The organism is Paenibacillus sp. PvP094, assembly GCF_040546835.1.
GTDB classification, from domain to species: domain Bacteria; phylum Bacillota; class Bacilli; order Paenibacillales; family Paenibacillaceae; genus Paenibacillus; species Paenibacillus illinoisensis.
On sequence record NZ_JBEPOM010000001.1, the window covers coordinates 1,788,320 to 1,808,886 of the forward strand.

Below are 20,567 nucleotides of genomic sequence, written 5' to 3' on the forward strand. Positions count from 1 at the left end.
CCATAACTGATATGATGGATACAGAAAATCCACACCATACGTCAAGGCGTATGGATCGTTAAACCTATGATTGCCCAGGAGATGGAATGATGAACATACCGATTGACATGAATCTGGATGATGCACAGTGGCAGCAATTGATTCGAGAGGTTGCCGAGCACTTTAATAATCTGACGATTATGCGCGGATTCCAATATTATAAACAGAAACGCGTTGGATCATTAACCTTTACGGAACATCACGGAATCACAGCCGACGTGCAGGGCTCTGAAGAGTATAATGTCACCTTAAGCGTCCAGTCTCTGCCCACCAGCTACTGTACCTGCCCGGTGAGTTCGCGCTGTAAACATATCATTGCCGTTATGATGAGTTATGCCGAGCTGCTGGAAAGGCCCGTGCATGCCATCGTTAATGCTCATTCCAGCACGGCTTTGAAACAGGCACCAAAGCCCGCAGCTTCCAAGTCTGCATTTCGCTCCGATGCAGTATCCGAGCAGGATACAGATATCCCTCATCAACAGTACAGTCAGATCAGGGAACGGGCACTAGAGCTTGCAGGCCTGGAAATCACGGCGTGGCATGAACTGTTCGAACAATGCTTGGCCCGATTAGGTACAGGCACGCCAAGTACAGCATATGTGCAAGAAGCTGCCGATGAACTGTATGCGATTAAGCCCAAATTATCCGCCGGGATGGATCAGCTATTTGAATTCCATGTACATCTGTACCTGATGCGATACTGCATCCCTTCTCGCCATCCTAGCAGCCATACACCTGTCTATCTAAGTTACCCAGCACAACTTGCTGTAGATGCACTACAGAAAGGCATGGATCAAGTACTAAGCCGCCCCCTTCAATTCGCCGAGCTTCCGGATAATAAGCTTAAGCAGCTGTGGAAGCGGCTTGAAGAAACCATATCGTACCTCCGCACACAAATGATGTCCGAGACGTCCACACTGATGCTGTTCACGCCGATCTATCGGCAGGTTTGGCTAAATTGGATCGTTCCTCACTTACAAAATGATCATTTGCTCGTATCGGAGCTGAACATTTTACAGGAAATCGAAGATCAGTTGAAAGAAGCTGCCGTGAACACACCAAGCAATAGCGGAGGTCGTGTGCTAGGTGTAGCCAATCTGACAGGCAGCAGCCAGTCCGGTAAGCCTGGAAAATCGGCGCCTTTGCCACTTGTACTCGCGCAAAGCTGGATATACTTCCACTTGCATCAGAACGAGCAAGCCTGGCAACGGTTGACGAGCGGGAGTACGGCGTACGGCATCCCGGCAGAACATCTGCTGCATTTCCTGCATGTGCTCGCGGATGAATCAGATTGGAAACGGCTCGGTGCATGGCTTGCACAGCTTGGACCACTGCTGGCCAATCGCCGGAACGAACCTCTGCAGGATTATATGCAGCTGTGGGACATGACGATCAAACATCTTCCCGAGATGGAAAATCACATGTGGGATACCCTGGTCAGCATGCTCCCTCACTCCCGTCCGGCTTACGAAGAAGCCATGCATAGCCGCGGACAGTGGCGGCGCTGGATTGATTTTCAGTTGAGTACGGAGACAGAACCGCTTGAATTTCGCGTGGCGGTACTGCAGCCGATTGAAAAAGATGCACCGGAACTCCTGCTCCCGTTCTATCATCAGGCCGTGGAACGTTACATCGGTCACAAGAACAGAGACGGTTACAAGGCAGCAGTCAAGCTGTTGAAGCGGCTGTCCAAAATCTACAAAAAACTGAAGCAAGAGGAACGCTGGGAAGATTTCATCACCGCACTGGCTGTGCGGAATAGCAGACTGCGTGCGCTGCAGGAAGAACTTCGGAAAGGTAAGTTGATCTCATGAGCCTTATACATCCCTATACCGAAACGATTGAAGTCCACGTCGCGTTAACCGGATACGGTGATGCCTTATTTTATGGAGCCCTTAATACTCATCATTTTGTATCGGGGCAATCGCTTAAGCAGCGACTATTTGCCTGGCATGCTCCTTCCTTCTACGGAACCGAGCTGGAGACGAGACAGATTGAAGATATCGATCTGGTGGTACTGCCTGCGGAAGAGGTCATCCCGTTCTTCGCAGAGATGCACACGCTGCTGCACATTGAATGGAAATGGGACGAGCAGGCTGCTCATCTGATCAGGCTTGCTCCTACACTTGCTGCAACCATTGAAAATCGAAAATATGTCCCAAGCTTCGCTGCTTATCGTACAGGTCAGCTGCAATGGAGCTGGGATCCGGATAGCATGAAGCCACAGGATCGATCTGCGCTGAGCAAAGCACTTGACGAGACAGACGAGAGCTACGCCGAAGGACTTAACGCGGCCTATTCAGCTACTGTATTCCAGCGGTGGTATAACACCGAGGAAGCTGCAACTGATCTTCGGCGCGAGTTCCCTCAGCTATTCCCTCAAGGGGGAACACCACCAAGGACAGCAGGAATGGATGCCCAGGCCTGGCTTGTCTCCATTGGATGGAAAGCAGACGCTGCCCCGTTCCGCCCGCTTCTGCAATTGCTGGGGCCGGATGACGATGAACCCGCATGGCGGCTGCGTGTAGTTTTGCAGGATAAGCTGGATGCTGCTTCATTAGTTCCCGTTCGGCTTGATTCCCGCGGAAGACTTGAAGGTGAATGGCCGGAGGTGTGGACAGCATTTATCCTTGACCGTTCTGCCGGGTGGCTGGAGCAGCTGCGTGCACATTTGCCACGAATCAGCCGTTCCATCAGTGGGAGCCGTGATGTGCTCAGCGATCCGCTCAGTGATCAGGAAGCATGGCAGTTCCTTACCATAGACAGCGGCAGACTGCTGGAATCAGGCTGGCAGGTACTGCTTCCGGGATGGTGGGAAGCAGCCCGCAAGAAGAAACCCAAACTTCGTGCCAAGGTGAAGCCAGAGGAAGGCAGTGAACGCGGACAGTCCTTCTTCGGACTGGACTCCATCATTCATTTTGACTGGCGCATTGCGATTGGAGATACCGATCTCAGTGAAGAGGAATTCGCCGACCTCGTTGCCCGCAACGAGCGGCTGGTACGATTCCGCGGAGAGTGGGTACCACTCGACCCTGCCCTACTGGAGCAGATTCGCCGTGCCATGGGCGGTGTCGATCGGGAACAGGGGCTGTCGTTTCAAGACATTCTGCACCTGCATCTGCTGCAAAATGAGCAGCGTGAATATCGTCATCAGAAATGGAAGGAAGGACAGCAAACCGAGGAGGAGCAGCAGCCTCAGGCTAATGAGAACATTCGTCTGGAGGTCGAGCTGAATGAACACCTGAACCGGATCATTGCACAGCTTGGCGGCGGACAAGGCGGGGCTCCCTCCCTTCCCGTTCCGACTGGACTGCATGCAGAACTTCGCTCCTATCAAAAAGAAGGATTTGCATGGCTTGGATTCTTGCGCAAATTCGGCCTTGGAGCATGCCTTGCGGACGATATGGGGCTTGGTAAGACCATTCAGTTTATTACGTATTTGCTGCATCTCAAAGAGAATCAGCAGCGGTTACCCGGGGATGCTCCCGCCCTTCTCGTCTGCCCCACTTCGGTACTGGGCAACTGGCAGAAGGAAATCAGCCGTTTTGCACCTTCGATTAACGTCAGTCTGCACTACGGTGCACGCAGGCTTAGCGGAGAAGCCTTCAGGGAACAGACCGAGCAAGTGGATATCATCATTACGTCGTATGCTACCGCTACCCTGGACCAAGAGATGTTACAGTCATACACCTGGGCTTCCATCTGTCTGGACGAGGCACAGAACATTAAAAATGCGCAAACCAAGCAGTCCTTGGCGGTACGCAGTTTCCCCGCTAAACACCGTATCGCATTGACAGGTACACCAATTGAAAACCGGCTGGCCGAGCTATGGTCCATCTACGACTTCATTAATCCGGGATACCTTGGCAGCGCACGCGCTTTCCAAACCCGGTTTATCACCGCGATTGAGAAAGACAAGGATGAGCAGCGCATGCTGGATCTGCAGCAGCTGGTCAAACCATTTATGCTTCGCCGCAAGAAAAAGGATCCGAATATCCAGCTCGACCTGCCGGACAAAAACGAGATGAAAACCTACATTCATCTTACCGGCGAGCAGAGTGCCCTATACGATCAATCCGTGCAGGCACTAATGGATAAAATGAAAGAGCTGGAAGGCATTAAGCGCAAAGGTGCGATTCTATCCGCGTTAACCCAGCTCAAGCAGCTGTGTGATCATCCGCTGCTCCTGACGAAGGAAGCTCTGCCGGAGACGTTGTCTTCGGACGGCTCCAATACGGAGTATGACCTGTATAGTCCACAGGACATGGCGATGCTGATCAGCCGCTCCGCGAAGCTGGAACGGCTGATGGAGCTTGTCCGTGAGCTGCGTGAAGAGGGCGAGCGATGCCTTATTTTCACCCAGTACATCGGTATGGGTCAGATGCTGCAGCAGGTTCTCCAGCAGGAACTGCAGGAGCCTGTATTATATCTGCATGGTGGCACATCCAAGACGGCACGGGACCGCATGATCGACCAGTTCCAGTCCCGTACACTGCCTGCGCATGAACAGCCATCCGTCTTCATCCTTTCCATCAAGGCAGGCGGCGTGGGTCTGAATCTGACCGCTGCGAATCATGTATTTCACTTTGACCGTTGGTGGAACCCCGCCGTGGAAAACCAGGCCACCGACCGGGCATACCGCATGGGACAGACAAAGGATGTTCAGGTGCACAAGTTTATTTCCCTCGGCACGCTGGAAGAGCGTATAGACGAGATGTTGGAGAGCAAGCAGCAGCTTAGCGACAATATTATCACCAGCTCCGAGAACTGGATTACCGAATTGTCAACGGACGAGCTGAAGGATCTCTTTACTCGCCGCCGCGACTGGTCTGGTTAAGGGCCGGAAGTTGCTATATAGGCTAATGGATAAGAAAGCAGAAAAAGCGAAGTTACCGACGCTGCGTCGAGAACTTCGCTTTTTTGTTATACCTCATGACCTTCCATTGACCACAACGGATCAGATAAAAGTTGTAGATTAACGCATGTTGCCGATGATGGATGATCTGGAATCCTGCATTTTTTTGATAAAGTTCGTCATCACGTCAAACGCCTCATTACGCTTGTTGGACAAGGATTGCAGACGCAGCATGTCCATCTGTTGGGAGCTGGAGAGAGCGTCAATTTGGGTTTTGAGAGACTGCGCCAGCTCAAAATCCCCACTTTCGATGGCTTGAGCAAGCTTCCCATTCAGTTCCGCAATCGCTGCATTACGACTCTGTACTGCTTCCAACTGGGCTTGCAGCTGTGACTCAATTAGCGCGGAACGCTGCTGCTGAACAGCCATAAGTGCGGATTCCAGGTCCATTCCCTGCAGATTAATAGATGAAATGCCTGATGGTGACGGGGTTATTGAAGACGCATATGTACTTTCTGTAAAAGCAAAAGAACCAACCGATACTGCTGTAATGGTTGCCATAACAACAGAAGAAATAAATCTACCTTTTCTTTTCAAAAGTATCACCTCCTTGGATTGTAATAATCCCGTTACAGTTACATAACGGACATTATTCGACATCATTATATCAAAGGACCTAGCTCCTTCAACCCAAACCAGAAATATTGAGACAAAATTGATACATCAGCTGAGTATTCATACGAACTTCGTACGAAAGGCCTCCTCTCCCCCGTCTACTGACTATCCCCAACCCATCTGAAGGGTATAGCGCGTTCCCAAGCGTCCATATTAAGCAAGCATTTTTCCTTTTTAAAAAAAATTGTGACCATATCAGCCCACCGAAAGTCTAATTCATGTAAAAACCAAGCGGGGAGCTGTTATCCCGTATCCCAAGAAAGGAGCTGTTATCCATGGACCCGACCGATCTCGTCAACCAAGCCATTCAGGGAGATCGTGACGCCTTTATCAGGCTCATCCGAGAAATTGAAAATTCCCTATACAATACAGCAAAATCCATGCTGCGAAAAGAGGAGGACGTAGCTGATGCCATTCAGGAGACGATCCTGAAAGCTTATAAATCCATGCATACGCTTCGTGAACCCCAGTATTTCAAGACCTGGATGTTCCGCATCCTCATTAACGAATGTAATACCATGCTCTCCCGTCGCTCCCTCTCCACATCATATGCAGAGGTGCCTGCCAAGCAGGAAGTATCCAGTCCCTACGACGAGGTGGATATGAGAGAAAGCAGTTGATCGACTGGAAGAATCGAAACGAATTGTCATTGTGCTGCATTATTTTGAGGATCTAACCCTGCGTCAGGTAGCGGATACGCTGAATATATCCGAGAGCGCGGTAAAAATGAGACTTAGCCGGGCACGGCAGGAGCTATACCAAAAATTCAAAAACTTTCGGGAGGTAAAATTGCATGTCGAACCCATTTAATATCGATCAGGAGTTAAAAAAACAAGCAAAGGAGCGCCCTGTCATGTCTAATCTTGTACGCACTCGAATTGATGCCACACTGGAGTCTCTTCCCGAATCACCCAACCAGCTGAATAGTGAACAGGCTCAGCGTCCGCGCCGGGTTAACAAAGGAATGCGACGTACCGCAGCGGCTGCCGTTGCCGCAGGTGTATTAGGTGTTACCGTATTTGCATCCGGATTTGTGTCTCCAGCCATGGCTGATTCTTTGCGCAGCATTCCGCTCGTAGGCAGTCTCTTCAGCTCAATTGAAGCGGATATGGGTCTGAGAACGGCGGGTAACGAAGGTTTGACTAACCCAGTAAACAGTTCTTTTGCTTATCAGGATGTAAAATTCAAGGTGTTGGAAACAGTATACGATGGCACACGCGCAGCATTTCTGGTTCATGTCACGGCTCCCAACCTGAATCAGGGCATGTATGATAACGGCAAGGACATTGTGAAGCTGAGCAGCGGAGTCGACAACGTTTCCCTCGATGTCAATGGGTTTAGCCCAGATGGCGGTCTGTTCTATAGTTCAGCCGGGGCGAACGAGCCTGATACCCTGCTTTTTGAACAGGTCATTCCTACGGATCATAAAGGTGAATTCCCGGATCAGTTCGATGCCAAGGTTAAGTTGACACTACAAGGGCTGGATCATGAGTTTGAGTTAACCGTTCCATTTACCAAATCAACAACGGACACCTACAAGGTTCAGCCTGATACCATCATGGAGAATGACTTGTTTACCGCCACTGTTACGAAAGCCGAGGTTACCCCTATCACAACACGCTTAACTGCCGCCATCGGTTTGAATGGGAAAGAAACGTTGACTGCCAAAGAAAAAGAACAGCTGCAGGACATCAGGTTTGCCATCTATGATGATCAAGGTAGACAACTCACTGCACTCAGCGGCGAGGGTATATATGAAGATAACCAGTTGAAATGGGAAAGCATATATGCAACAACAGCGAAGGATGTAAAATACCTGGTAGTGAAACCTTTTGAGGTGAAAGATGACTTTACCGAAGAGGTCAAAGACAATCAATTTATTCAGCGAATGGAAATGAAAATTCAGCTCCAATAGCTCGAACTCATTTCCTTGCAAAGGGGTCATCGCATGTCCATTCAATTTACCATTTCATCTATAAGTGTCCTTGGTCCACTATTTATTCTGATTCTGCTCGCTCTGGTGATCCACGCCAGGGTGAGCAAAGTTAGATATACAAGCAAACAGTATATGCTGATGCTGACATTCGCTATATACATGCTGGGCGTGCTGCATTTTGTATTTTTCCCAATTGATGTGAATATCGGAATCTATGCCAACCAAACACCCTGGTACAAGAACCTTCAATGGGTTCCGCTGCTGACTGTGGATGCGCCAAGTTTCCTTCTGAACATTGTGCTGTTTATGCCGCTGGGGTTCCTGCTTCCTCTTTTGAAACCTTCAGTTAACTCGATTCGCAAAGCGGCATCGGCGGGCCTAATGTTAAGTTTCACTATTGAAATATTGCAGCTTGTAATTAGGATTACTCTGGGGAATGGCCGCTCGACCGATATCAATGATCTGATTGCAAATACGGCAGGAAGTGTGCTTGGTTTTGTTATTCTTGGTCTGCTCATTCGCCTGATTGGCCAGAACCTGATTCTTCCCTGGACCATGCGAGGGCACAAGCGCTCTACTATGCGTTAGAATCGTAAATCTGAAAATGAGTATGCCTCCCGAAAGGCAAAACATGGTCTGTTCCTTAAGATGAAAAAGTCAGCAAGCTGTGATACAATGAAGGAATTGTGTATTCGCAGACAGACATGCAGATAGAGCTCATTTTTGGGGCTCTACATCTACTGATCATGCTGCCAATCTAGGGAGGTTTATGGAACAACCATGCTCATTATTGGTATCGCCGGAGGGACCGGCTCCGGTAAAACGACGGTAGCTCGCTCCGTCATCGACCGTCTTGGATCAGGCAAAGTGACGTTTATATCCCAGGACAATTATTACAAAGATCAATCACAGCTCACTCCAGAGCAGCGTCGACTCACCAATTACGATCATCCGTTTGCATTCGACAATGATCTGTTGATTGAGCATCTTACCCTGCTGAAGCAAGGACAAACGGCATATGCTCCCGTATATGACTTCACCATAGATAACCGTGCTGCCAATGAGACGGTTGAACTCGCACCGAACCATATCGTTATTGTAGAAGGCCTTCATGTGCTCATCGACGAACATCTACGTGCCCTGCTGGACATCAAGGTATTCGTCGATACCGATTCCGACGTTCGTATTTTGCGGAGAGTGTTGCGGGATATGGAGGAACGTGGACGTACGATTCAATCCGTTTACAAACAATATCTCGAAACCGTCAAACCAATGCACGATGCCTTTATCGAGCCTTCCAAAAAGTACGCGGACATTATTATCCCCGAAGGTGGACATAACGAAGTCGGCATTCAGATGTTGTCGATTTTGACCGAGAAGTACCTGACCGGAGAGAAGTGGAACGGCGCGTAGAAGATATCTAATGTAGAATTGTTAGCCGTCTGCCTCTTCTGGTTTGAGAGAAGTAGGCACGGATCGGCTACTACATTCAATGTAAATTAAACTGAAATCCAGGCTGCGTTGATGCAGTCTGGATTTTTGGTATTATTCTGTTTCTCTCTTTTCAAATGGGTGAAAATGGGTTATCCTTGAAATATATGAGCTTGGCAACTACATATTTAGATCTTCTACCTTAAAGCATAAGGCTATGAATCTACGGATTCGTGGCCTTTTTTTGTGTTTTGGGAGGTTGGATGGGTCTAGAGGAGGGGTTTTAAACCATAATTCGTAAGACCAATATTGAGAAATAATACCAAATACCCAGTTAGACATGGTAGAATATTGATGATTATTACAAATTTAGTATCTAGCAGTATCCAGTACATAACCACAACCAGGAATTGAAATTAGAAAGGAGCAGTATTCATGAAGAAAATGATTCTATCCGGGGTTACGGCCTTGGCTTTGCTTACAGGAGGCGTAATAGGTTCAGGAAGTATCGGGAGTTCAGTAGAAGCCGCTCAAGCTACGCTAAAATTCAAAGATGTCCCTTCGACACACTGGGCGGCTGCAGCGATCAACTCCGCAGTTGAACAGGGATTTTTCCAAGGGTATGCCGATGGAACATTCAAACCAGGCTCACCTGTGACCAAGGCCGAAATGGCTAGTATTCTCGGACGATTAACCGATCAGCCTAATGCAGCCATACAAGAAACCAATAACTTTACAGACGTGCCTGAATGGGCAAAAAGTGGCGTATCCGCTGCGATTGTCAAAGGATTCATCAGCCCTGCCAACTACAATGGAAAACTCGATGCCAAAGCTTCTCTAACACGGGGTGAAATGGCGACCTGGCTGGCACAGGGGCTGACCGTGGTTGATTCGGATTACAAACAAGCTCTGTCTGATGTAAGCAATACCGTGATACCTGCGAAGGAGTACTTCACGGGCAAACTGGCAAGCAACCAAAAAAATGCTGTCGCTGTTGCTCTGGGTACAGGGTTGATGAGTGTTGCTAACGATAAAAATTTTGGAACAGATCGCACCACGACAAGGGCCGAAGTTGCTGTACTGATTGCTCGTTATACAAGTGTGGCGAAAACGAAGCCTGCTGATTTTCAGGGTTTGAATGAGTTGCGTGCAGTTGGTTTAACGGGGACGAATTTGAGCATTATTGCGCCTAAATATAAAGTATTACCAGAGAGTAGATATCCTGAATCAGAGGATTATAGTAAGGTTACAGGGGATTTTGCAAAAATTCGCAATCAAGAGTTAAATACAGTTACTCATTATGCAGATATTAAATTGAAAAACTGGATTATTGTAAACCCTTATGTAAAGTCAGATGCTCGTAGTATTTATTATCCAGTCTTTGTAGACGAAGGATCTACGTTATTACGAGGTGCTTACTATTCATTCCCAGAGTTTGAGATTAGTATTAAAACCTCGATGAATCAGTTACAAGGAGGAAGCCTCATTAATTCTCCTGCAATAAACCCTGCAATTTCGCCCTCTAGCAAAGCAGTTATTGATTATGGTGTATCTCACATTAATAGTTTTCTAGGTGCTAAAGGAGTTTTCAATGTTAAAAAACCAACTTACTGGGGTCTTGGATATTTGCATTTTGATAAAACTCTAAATCCTAGAATCCTTTTAGAAAGAAGCGATGGAACTCATTTTGAGATTATACCTCAATGAAAAAACATACACTAGGAGGTATATTGTGCATCGTCTAAGATTTTTAAAAATTTCATTTATTTCAATTATCGCTGCATATTTGATCATAGCTCCACCTCTTGTGGTTTTTGCAGGAGGTGGCCCTGGAACTAAACCTATATTGGAAGCTTTTCGTATGGAACCCTCTACTCCCGCTAGTTCTCAGAAAAAAGTAATTCCACTCGAGGGCACAACAAAGACCAATATTGGTATTTATATTTATCAACTAGATAATATGAGATGGCAAGTAGATGGAGAATGTAATGGGCAAACTTTAAGTAATAACGCATCTACCAATAAGCCAAATTCATCTATTGTATGTATTGACTTATCTTTAGAACACCCAAGTTACAAGCCTACATCATTTGTAGATAAGCTTGGTGATGCACACCCTATGTCAGAGATCACAGAAACTACACTTTTCCCTAAATATATGGACAACACAGCTTGGTATCAAGTTGGCCAACCTATCTTACTAGACGTAGAATCCTTTACTGATAAACGAACAAAATTTAAGATGCAAATAGGAGGAAATATTGAGCCCTCAGCCTACAGACCATATAACCCTCCTAAATACTCTGCGGATTACATATTTTTCACCGATCTATACTGGTACGGTAAAGCCGAGATCACCAAAGAAATCAATCTCACCAATGGCGGCCAACTCACCATTAACCAATCCAAGCAATTAAATGCAACCGTAAAGACCAAAACCGGTGATGGAAGCTTTGGTGCTGAAACCAATGTAAATAGCGGTAATGGGCGAACAACCTGGACTTCCTCCAACCCTGGTGTTGCAACCGTTAGTAATTCGGGATCAGTTCAGGCCGTAAGCAGGGGGACTACTACCATCACCGTACTGTGGGAGAAAGACGACTTCCAATTAACGACAACCACAACGATTGGTGTAGATGAGGATCCCGGAAACGGGGATGGCGGAGGCAATGGGGGCGGAAGTGGTGTTGGATGTTCACCGACAATCGGGCCACCATCTACAGGGACGATTATGAGCATGAGTGACCTTGATCCAAATGCTAACGGTGTAATAAATTCAGATAACAGAGGTAATGAGACATTCAATGTACTGAGAGGAATCCCTACTTCTGAGTCACTGTATACCAATGCATTTGCTGACAACTATCTCTTCAAGCAGGCCTGGGCGAAAATGTCGGGCAAAGTTACGTATGATTGCAGTGTTACGCTGTCCTATGACAGGGAATGGACTGTACCGGGCCCTGATATCTGTACCGAGGATGGCTGTACGGATGGACCACCTGTTCCAGCCAATGACACCGTAACCAAACCATACAATTTCCAGATTACACGGGACTACTCGTACTGGAAAATCAACAATCTTGAAGTGTACAAGATCGCAAAAGCGACCATGCAGAATTATGCCCTGCCGGGTGAACTGGTCACCATGACTCCATCCGGATATACACCGCCAACTTTGGTATCCAAAAATGATGACAACGTGGAGAGCCACGTCAGACCAGGCCAAACAACGTCTATCTCGTATACCCCACCCAAATTAACAGGCGGGCTGAATGCACCTCCCGATGTGCCGGATGATACATCGCGTTTGAAGGGAATGGCTGAGTCCAACACCCCTCAGGCAAAAGTGAATAATGACTCGGTCATATTTAATAATACCAAGATTATGGACGACACGGAGGCGACCAAGGATGGACCTACGCCATCGAATATTCCTAACCCTACAACGATTGGCCAGGATGTCCTCTATAAGCCAAATAACATGATTAGTAACACGCTGGTCAACAAAGAAAACACACCAAGTTCCGGTACCATTTATTACGATCTGCTGCCCGGGAATGTAAATGGCGGCGCCAACAAGGATTTCCCGATTAACAGCATTAACACCGTTACCGTGCACACCCCTGTCGTAAACTACGCCCTGGTATCGGATGATCAGGCTCATAATCAGAAGACGACTCCTGATCAAACCCGGTCAGCACTGATTCTGGAACGTCCATTTATTGTCCGTATTCCAACGACAGGTCAACATTTAAACGCAGCAAGTTACCCCGGTTATGGCAATCGGGACTATGCCAAATATTTTCGAATGAAACAGGTGAAATTCCCGTTCGATGTCTACAACGCGGACAGAAGCCAATTTATCCCGGCTAAAACCTGGGTAGATATCCCGGTAAACCAGCTGGACACCAGCTTTTACCTCCCGGTATGGGTAGACGAGGGCAACTATGAAATTGAATTCCGCAACATTGCGGAGAACGCCCCCTCCAACTTCACCGAACAGCAGGATGCCAATACCAACCTGGCCCATCACGTAGCTGCCGATACGGTTCCTGTCGACGTCATCGGTAGGCTATACGATTTTCATGTCACCGACATTTCGGACTACAACTGGGAAAATGTTTTTCGCAAGCAGCCGGGCAGCCCGGAGCCAACGGGAGTCAGCTATTGGACAGGCTTGAATCGTATAGATGGTGACCCTCGTGGCAATCTGGCACCTTTCGTACTGCCCATTCGTCCAGGCAGCCATCCAATACAGGGATTCAAAAATGTGGCTGTAAAAACCGGGTACCATATCAAGTTTGACCTCAAAACGAAAGGTAATATGTTTGGTCAGCAGGATGGGGTACGGATTACGCCAACTTTTCATTTTGTGAACGAGGATGGTACCTCCCGGCAGGAGGTAGATCTGTATTACCACAGAGGACAGGAAAGATTTATCCGTATCGGATCTGCACAGGATTTGGAGAAACGCTTTGTGGTTCTGAATGCCCGTTTACGAAATGTTCCTGGTACGGAACTGGGCGATGCTGCCCGTTATCGATACACCTATGAACTGACCAAAGAGGAGCAGAGCCAAGGCACACTGGCAGAATACATGGTTCGTTTCGTCGATCAGATCTCGCACCAGAAAACGTGGGTGGGACGTTATGATTGGATGATCCTGCCCTCATCCATTCGCACATTGATCGGACCCAAAACGGACATCCCGCAAGGCGTTAACTTGGATCGGGCAAATGCAGCCATCCAGCACTGGTACGGAGAATACAGCCTGCCAGCCGATGTATATGCCGTGCCGAAAGGCACGGATATGGAGCCACTTGCGAGACAAAACCAGTTGGATGAAAAGTCCGCTGTGTTTCTGAGAAATGGGTATATCGTAGTCAACTTCAATATTGAAAGTCTACGAGATGGCGATACTGACGCGCCTCATCTCCAGTACATCTATGCACCTCTGATGAATCAGTGGCAGATGGAGGGTTTTCAGAACAATCCAGTCGATACTGAAGGCAATTCTTGGCCCATCCAAGACGGGGATGTTGTCTTCTACCATGCCAATCGGTCGAGCCGAAGCGACTTCCAATCCCAAGTGCCACATTAAAAAAAGATATCAGGCGATGCTTAATACTCGGCTGAGTCCCCCATGCTTACGTATATTGGTTTTAATAGATCGGTTTGCGTACATCGGTTTACTTACATTGTAGTACTTTTCAACAGCAGTTCATCATTTCATATAGTGCTTATACAGTAAAAGGATTACTCCGGCTGTCACCACCATGACCCGGAATAATCCTTTTTCTTCGCTTAATTATAAAAAAACCACAATACACCGTACCAACTCAACCGGTGATGCCTTGCAGGGCATACTCTCGCATCTTATCCTTGATCTCCCTCACCGACAACACCGAAGTCATCAGGTTTCGTGTATAAGGATGACTGGCTTTACGCGTTAGTTGTGCACTTTCTAACACCTCAACGACTTCACCATTGTACATAACCGCAGTGCGATCGCTAACCTGCTGCACCACGGCCAGATCATGCGATATGAAGATATATGAGATCCCTGTCTCTTCACGCAATCGGACCAACAGATTCAACATTTGCTGCTGAATGGAAACATCGAGAGCCGAGGTAGCCTCATCAAAAATAATCACATCCGGCTGCACTCCGATCGCCCGGGCAATAACCACTCGCTGCTGCTCCCCACCACTGATTTCGTGTGGATACTTGTCAGCAATCGCAGCAGGCAATCCCACCAGCTCCAGCAAACGATGAATTTCCTTTTCGCCCTGCCTGCGTTTGATCAGTTTATAATTCAATAAAGGCTCAAGGATAAATGATCCCACCCTCATGCGGGGATTGAAAATCGCCGAAGGTTCCTGAAAAACCATCTGAATCTGCTTGCGCTGCAGCCGCAAAGCCTCTCCACTGATCAGAGTAATATCCTGCTTACGATAGATGATATGCCCGGAGGTTGCCTTTTCCAGATGGGTTACGCATTTGGCCAAGGTGCTCTTGCCACTTCCGCTCTCACCTACAATTCCCAGACATTCTCCCGGATAGAGCTTCAGGTTGATCGATTGCAATGCTGAATGGGCTCCCTGGCCCATGGATTCGTAGGTTTTACTTAAATTCCTCATTTCCAGAACGGGTATCCTCTCATCTACCATCCGTATTCTCCTCCAGTTCAGGTACTGCAGCTAGCAACTCGCGTGTATAAGCATGACGTGGACTCGTAATAATACTTGAAGTTTGTCCAAACTCAACCAGTGACCCGTTCTGCATCACACCGATGTAGTCTGCCATATGGGCTGCAACAGCAATATTGTGCGTCACAATGATCATCCCTGTTCCCTGACTTGCCCGAAGGTTGGTCAATCGTTTGATCACTTCAACCTGAGTGGTTACATCCAGCGCACTGGTCGGTTCATCGGCAAGCAGCAGTTCTGGCTCCATCGTTACCGCCATGGCAATTGCCGTTCGCTGCTTCATGCCTCCGCTAAGCTGGCCGGGATACATGCTCATCATCCGCTCGGGGTCATCCAGTCCCATCTGTGAGAGCATGTCCACCGCCATCTCATAGGCAGCTTTCTTCGATAGTTCAACGTGTGTACGGATCGCCTCGATGTACTGACTTCCTACTGTACGGATGGGATTCAGATAAGAACCGCTATCCTGAAAAACCATAGCCATCCGCTTGCCGCGTATGCTGCCCCATTCCTTCTGCGAAAGACTAAATATCGATTTCCCCTGAAAAAAAATGTCTCCCCCGGCATACTGCCCACCGTCTGGAAGCATGCCGAGCAAAGCTCGAAGCAACGTCGATTTACCACTTCCGCTCTCGCCCACTATTCCGATAATCTCCCCGGCATTCATTGCGAACGATACATTCTGCAGTGCAGGTGAACCGCTCTTATATGCTACAGAAAGCCGATCTACACTCAGTAAAGCGCTCATTATTGCCCAACCTGAATATTGCGATCCAGGAGATAAAAGTCGATCGGATACATCGTCGCACCCTGAACGTTGCTCTTGCTTACAATGTTAATTGGAGTATAGGTAATAAACATGTATGCCGCATCATCCAGAATCATCTGCTGGGCTTCTGCAGCCAGTTCATATCTTTTCTCCACATCGAATTCGGAATGCAGCTGCTGAATCACCGCATCCAGCTTCGGATTGCTGTATCCACCGATGTTCCACTCCGCTCCCGTTTTGAAATAAAAGTCGAGAATATACTGGGGATCTCCGGTAATCCCTGTATTAATGCTGGTCAGCGCCAAATCGTAGTTCCCGCTTTTTTGGTGATCAGTCAGATCCTCGTAAGAGGTCATTTCCAGATTAACTCCAATTTCCTTGAGTTGGGACTGCATTGCAGCAGCCACAATGGAGTCCGATTCATAAGCCGAATTGAGAATCAATTGAAGCGTTAGCTTCTGTCCGTCTTTTTCCCGAATACCGTCCCCATCCGCATCCATGTAGCCAGCCTTATCCAACAGCTTCTTGGCTGTCTCCGGTTCATAGTCATACCCCTTGACCTGATCATAGCCAAAAGGCAGAGCCGAGGTAAACGGTCCTTTGGCCGCCTGACCGCCCACCAGTGTGTTTGCATACATCTCGCGGTCTATGCCGTACGAGATTGCACGCCGTACGTCCGGCTCACTCAGCAGCGGATTCTGCGTATTAAACCATACAAACTGCGTACGCAGGCTCGGGATTTCATCAATCGTATATTGACTCTGATCCTGGAATAATGCCAGGCTGCTTCGTCCCACGTTGCTGGCTACATCAATCTCACCCGATTGCAGTGCAAGGGCACGCGTGCTGTCATCCTTGATATATTTGAATGTAATGGTATCCACATCGGTTGCCCCGTCCCAGTATCCGTCATACTTTTTCACTTGAATCTCCTGATCCGGGGTATAGCCTGTTACCATAAACGGCCCTGTAGCGATAGGCTCACTCTTGAATTTGGACGTATCCGCGCTTGTATCCACTATTACAAACAGGGGTTCAGCAATATTGCCAAGAAGGGATGCATAAGGCTCAGTTGTTTTAAAGGTCAGATCCTGACCTTCGGCAATCATGGAAGCTACCGGCAAGGTCGACTGTCCTCTCTCATTTAATTCGATGGAACGTTCAATGGACTTCTTCACCGCATCTGCCGTGACCTTATTGCCGTTATGAAACGTTACACCTTCCCGGATATGAAAATGCCATGTCGTATCATCGATTCGATCCCAGCTATCCGCAATTTTCGGTACCAATTTCATATTTTCGTCAAACTGAATCAGGGTCTCTCCTATTGCTGCCCGTGTAAGGGTCCAGCCGTTCCACTCCTCTGCCGGATCCAGATTACTTCCAAGCCAGAATAGCGCTACATTCAGATGAGTCGGTTTACCAGCACTGCCTTTGTCCGCCTCCACCTTTTCGCCAGATGATGATGAGGTGGAAGTACTTGTTGTGGTTTGGCCACATGCCGCGATAATACATAAAACCAATAATGACAGTACGGTAAGCGTTAGTGTTTTTCCATATCTCGAATTCATTCCCGTTCCTCCTGTTAAGCTGCCTTTTTCTTGGGATCCAGCACATCCCTCAGACTGTCGCCCAGCAAATTAAAAATGATCACCGTGCAAAAAATCGCAAGTCCCGGATAAATCAACAGCCACGGAGCTGTCTGCAAATATCGTCTGCCTTCATTCAGCATTGCCCCCCACTCCGGTTCGGGAGGCTGAGCACCCAGCCCCAAAAAGGACAGGCCTGAGATGGATAACATCATGCCGCCCACATCCATCATCGCCATGACGATGAGAGGAGACAGCATGTTGGGCAGGATGGTTCTGGTGATGATCTGAATCTTCCGTGCGCCGCTGAAGGCTGCCGCAGCGACATACTCCCTTTGCTGAAGCGAGATCACCAGACTTCTTGCCAGTCGTGCATACTTCGCCCACCAGACAACAGCCAGGGCAATTACCGTATTAAATAGACCTGGCCCCAGCATCCCCACTACTGCGATGGCGAAGATTAATCCTGGAAAGGCCATCAGCGTATCGGATAACCGCATCAGCACTGTATCCGTCAGACCACGGGCAAAACCTGCGATAACACCAATGGTTACGCCAAGCACAAACACAATTCCGATCATCATAAAGGTAAGCAGAAGCGACGTCCTTGCCCCGTAAAGGATACGGGATAACACGCAGCGTCCAAGCTGATCGGTTCCAAGCGGATATTCCGAACTGGCTGGCTGCAGTACCTTGGCAAAATTCGTTGCCAGTGGATCATGCGGTGCGAGCAGCGGCGCAATCATGGCGAGAATGACCCAGAGGAGGGTCAGTGAACATAGAAATGTGAACCAGCGATGCTGTGTCAGAATAAACTTAAATTCTCTCATTTTAGACATCCACGTCCAGTCGAATCCGCGGGTCATGCAGATGTGTCCAGAGATCAACCATCAGATTCAGCAATACATAGATGGTTGCCATCCAGATGACATAGCCCTGAATCAGGGGATAGTCTCTTGTAAAGATGGCATCCACCGCCATCTGCCCTACACCCGGCCATACGAACAAACTTTCCACAATGGCTGCCCCGCCGAGCAGGGCGCCTGTGGACATGCCCATGAGCGTAACGATGGGCAATAATATATTGGGTAAAATATGCTGCAGCATAATGACTCTCTCCTTCACGCCTCTGGCTCTGGCCCCCGTGACATAGTTCTGGGACATCTCTTCCAGAATTACCGTACGGATCTGCCTGATATATTGGGCGATTAGAGGTAACGCCAGTGTGCATGCAGGCAATATCAGGCTGTTCCAGCCCGAACTCCCCATGACGGGCAGCAGCTTGAGCTGTACGCCAAACACCAGCATGAGCAGCATCCCGAGCCAGAAGCTCGGCATGGACAACCCTGCAAACGAAAACAGGCGAATGACGTAATCCAGCACGTTGTTTCTGTAGACGGCCGACAAAATACCCAGTGGAAACGCAATCAGAATGACCAGCAGCAGGGCACTTCCTGTTAGCCGAAGCGTGGCTGGAAGCCTGGACAGCAGAATGTCGAGCACAGGCCTGTCGTATTTATAGGACGTTCCGAAATCTCCGGTAAGCACCTGTCCCAGCCAGGTTCCGTAGCGTATCCAAAATGGCTGATCCAGTCCCAGCTGGACACGCACCTGCTGTACCAATTCGTCCGACGGTGTGACCCCTGTAGACATGAGCATAAGCCTTGCCGGGTCCCCCGGAGACAGATAGGTCAGCAGAAACGTCAGAAACGAAATGCCGAATAACACGGCTGCCAGCTGAATGAATCTTTTCACAATATATCTACTCACATGTCTGACATCCTCTCCCCAATCTCCAACCCCGCACGTGACTTGTCCATGCATATCAAAAAAGACGTCTCTCTCCGCTAGTACCGGATAAGGACGTCTTAAATAAACAGATTTTCAGAAAAAATCATGCTCTCTAAACACCTTCCTATCTCCCGTAGGTACTACTGTGTTGTTAAACTAGGCAGGTCTCCTGGCTCCAGAATCCTCGTCATTGCAGCACCTTCCCGGTCTAAACCAGTGGCATAACGCTGCATGACTCCTCTGTTACAGTGGCGGGACCGCGCCGGCATCACACCGGTCTTCCCTATTAAGCTTCTACCCGAAGGTAAAGCACCCAGTTCCACATATTCAATTGAAATGCATTCTGTACCAGTATAGCTGGCTCACAGATAATGATCAAAGCATTTATTCAAATTTGAAACAGCTCGTCAGCCTATTCCCGCTCTCTCGAACCTTTGGGGGATACTCCTGTCACACGCTTGAACATCTTGGAAAATAAAAGCGGATCCGTATACCCCACGGAGTGGGCAACCTCACTGACCGAAAGCGTTGAACTCTGCAGCAGCTCTGCTGCGCGATTCATCCGGTATTCAAGAAAGAATGCCTGAAGCGACTTCCCGTACTTCTCCTTAAAAAGACCGGACAGATACGTACGATCCAAGCGGACGGACTGCGCAATATCAAGGATGGACGTCTTCTGGCTGTACCTGTTCTCCATGAACTGGACGGCTTGTCTGATGTATTCATCCTTGGTGGAAAGGGGATGCCCCGCCTTCTCTTCTTCAGGTGAGGAGGATATCAGTTCGGCAATTAAACGGTATAACAGACTCTGGCTAAAAACATCTCCGCCATTGCGTGATGACGCCTGAGTCATGTCTGCATACAAACCATCCATTACCTTCGGATCTCTGGCATCAAATACAGGATGTGCCGGACTCAGTTTTGCCCGCTGCATAAATGTCTTGGCATGGACGCCCTTAAACCCGAACCAAGAGTACGTCCATGGCTCCTTCGCATCGGCCTCATAATGGATAATGGTATCCGGGAGAATGACGAAGCCCTGACCCTGGGTCAGCCGGTATTCCTTATCCTCCATATGCACCGTTCCCCATCCCTCATGAATGTAATGAACCACATAGGAATCTCGCACCCCTGGACCCCAATAATGAGAAGGATCGCAGGCTTGCCAGCCGAAAAACAACAGCACCAGCTCCATCTGTGTCCAGTCCATGGGCATCACATTAAACTCAATCGGTGTCATCCTCCCACTCCTTCCCTTCCTCCGCATCTATTT

General features: G+C 48.4%; 16 protein-coding genes and 1 riboswitch. Of the genes, 9 read left to right on the forward strand and 7 right to left on the reverse strand.

Going from position 1 to position 20,567, the window contains the following annotated elements; translation table 11 throughout:
* Positions 1-89 precede the first annotated feature (89 nt).
* On the forward strand, positions 90-1,853 hold the full coding sequence (locus ABIC22_RS08405; protein WP_354480090.1) for an SWIM zinc finger family protein: 1,764 nt from the start codon (positions 90-92) through the stop codon (positions 1,851-1,853).
* Complete coding sequence (locus tag ABIC22_RS08410) at positions 1,850-4,876, forward strand: DEAD/DEAH box helicase (protein ID WP_483312533.1); 3,027 nt, start codon at positions 1,850-1,852, stop codon at positions 4,874-4,876. Before ABIC22_RS08405 ends, ABIC22_RS08410 begins: the two co-directional genes overlap by 4 nt.
* A gap of 138 nt (positions 4,877-5,014) precedes the next feature.
* Here ABIC22_RS08410 and ABIC22_RS08415 read toward each other — a convergent pair whose 3' ends face one another.
* On the reverse strand, positions 5,015-5,491 hold the full coding sequence (locus ABIC22_RS08415) for a hypothetical protein (RefSeq protein WP_354480093.1): 477 nt from the start codon (positions 5,489-5,491) through the stop codon (positions 5,015-5,017).
* Positions 5,492-5,844: 353 nt separating this feature from the next.
* Between ABIC22_RS08415 and ABIC22_RS08420 the strand changes: the two genes are divergently transcribed.
* The 7 genes from ABIC22_RS08420 (at position 5,845) to ABIC22_RS08450 (ending at position 14,037) form a co-directional block, all read left to right on the forward strand.
* Positions 5,845-6,189, forward strand: a complete 345-nt coding sequence (locus ABIC22_RS08420; protein ID WP_354480096.1) for a sigma-70 family RNA polymerase sigma factor — start codon at positions 5,845-5,847, stop codon at positions 6,187-6,189.
* Positions 6,190-6,220: 31 nt separating this feature from the next.
* A complete protein-coding gene (locus ABIC22_RS08425) occupies positions 6,221-6,379 on the forward strand; it encodes an RNA polymerase sigma factor (RefSeq protein ID WP_354480099.1) in 159 nt (52 codons plus the stop codon).
* Positions 6,363-7,484, forward strand: coding sequence for a DUF4179 domain-containing protein (locus tag ABIC22_RS08430; RefSeq protein WP_354480102.1), 1,122 nt, complete (start codon positions 6,363-6,365; stop codon positions 7,482-7,484). The genes ABIC22_RS08425 and ABIC22_RS08430 overlap by 17 nt, the downstream gene beginning before the upstream one ends.
* Positions 7,485-7,517: 33 nt before the next feature.
* Complete coding sequence (locus tag ABIC22_RS08435) at positions 7,518-8,093, forward strand: VanZ family protein (RefSeq protein ID WP_354480105.1); 576 nt, start codon at positions 7,518-7,520, stop codon at positions 8,091-8,093.
* 192 nt (positions 8,094-8,285) lie between these two features.
* A complete protein-coding gene (gene udk, locus ABIC22_RS08440; RefSeq protein WP_095293127.1) occupies positions 8,286-8,918 on the forward strand; it encodes a uridine kinase in 633 nt (210 codons plus the stop codon).
* 453 nt (positions 8,919-9,371) lie between these two features.
* Complete coding sequence (locus tag ABIC22_RS08445; RefSeq protein WP_354480108.1) at positions 9,372-10,643, forward strand: S-layer homology domain-containing protein; 1,272 nt, start codon at positions 9,372-9,374, stop codon at positions 10,641-10,643.
* Positions 10,644-11,178: 535 nt separating this feature from the next.
* Complete coding sequence (locus ABIC22_RS08450) at positions 11,179-14,037, forward strand: DUF5704 domain-containing protein (RefSeq protein WP_354480111.1); 2,859 nt, start codon at positions 11,179-11,181, stop codon at positions 14,035-14,037.
* Between the two features lie 238 nt (positions 14,038-14,275).
* On the opposite strand, the gene ABIC22_RS08455 is transcribed toward ABIC22_RS08450, so the two are convergent.
* The 6 genes from ABIC22_RS08455 to ABIC22_RS08480 all read right to left on the reverse strand — a co-directional run bounded on the left by ABIC22_RS08455 (position 14,276) and on the right by ABIC22_RS08480 (position 20,534).
* Complete coding sequence (locus ABIC22_RS08455; RefSeq protein ID WP_354480114.1) at positions 14,276-15,106, reverse strand: ABC transporter ATP-binding protein; 831 nt, start codon at positions 15,104-15,106, stop codon at positions 14,276-14,278.
* Positions 15,096-15,893, reverse strand: a complete 798-nt coding sequence (locus ABIC22_RS08460) for an ABC transporter ATP-binding protein (protein WP_354480117.1) — start codon at positions 15,891-15,893, stop codon at positions 15,096-15,098. The genes ABIC22_RS08455 and ABIC22_RS08460 overlap by 11 nt, the downstream gene beginning before the upstream one ends.
* Positions 15,893-17,485: an ABC transporter substrate-binding protein gene (locus tag ABIC22_RS08465; protein WP_354480120.1), complete on the reverse strand. Its 1,593-nt coding sequence runs from the start codon at positions 17,483-17,485 to the stop codon at positions 15,893-15,895. Before ABIC22_RS08465 ends, ABIC22_RS08460 begins: the two co-directional genes overlap by 1 nt.
* 14 nt (positions 17,486-17,499) lie before the next feature.
* On the reverse strand, positions 17,500-18,333 hold the full coding sequence (gene nikC, locus ABIC22_RS08470; protein WP_354480123.1) for a nickel transporter permease: 834 nt from the start codon (positions 18,331-18,333) through the stop codon (positions 17,500-17,502).
* A 1-nt stretch (position 18,334) separates the two neighbouring features.
* Positions 18,335-19,273, reverse strand: a complete 939-nt coding sequence (gene nikB / locus ABIC22_RS08475; protein ID WP_354480126.1) for a nickel ABC transporter permease — start codon at positions 19,271-19,273, stop codon at positions 18,335-18,337.
* Positions 19,274-19,436: 163 nt separating this feature from the next.
* Positions 19,437-19,626: riboswitch (cobalamin riboswitch) on the reverse strand.
* An 80-nt stretch (positions 19,627-19,706) separates the two neighbouring features.
* On the reverse strand, positions 19,707-20,534 hold the full coding sequence (locus ABIC22_RS08480; protein ID WP_354480129.1) for an AraC family ligand binding domain-containing protein: 828 nt from the start codon (positions 20,532-20,534) through the stop codon (positions 19,707-19,709).
* Between the last annotated feature and the right edge of the window lie 33 nt (positions 20,535-20,567).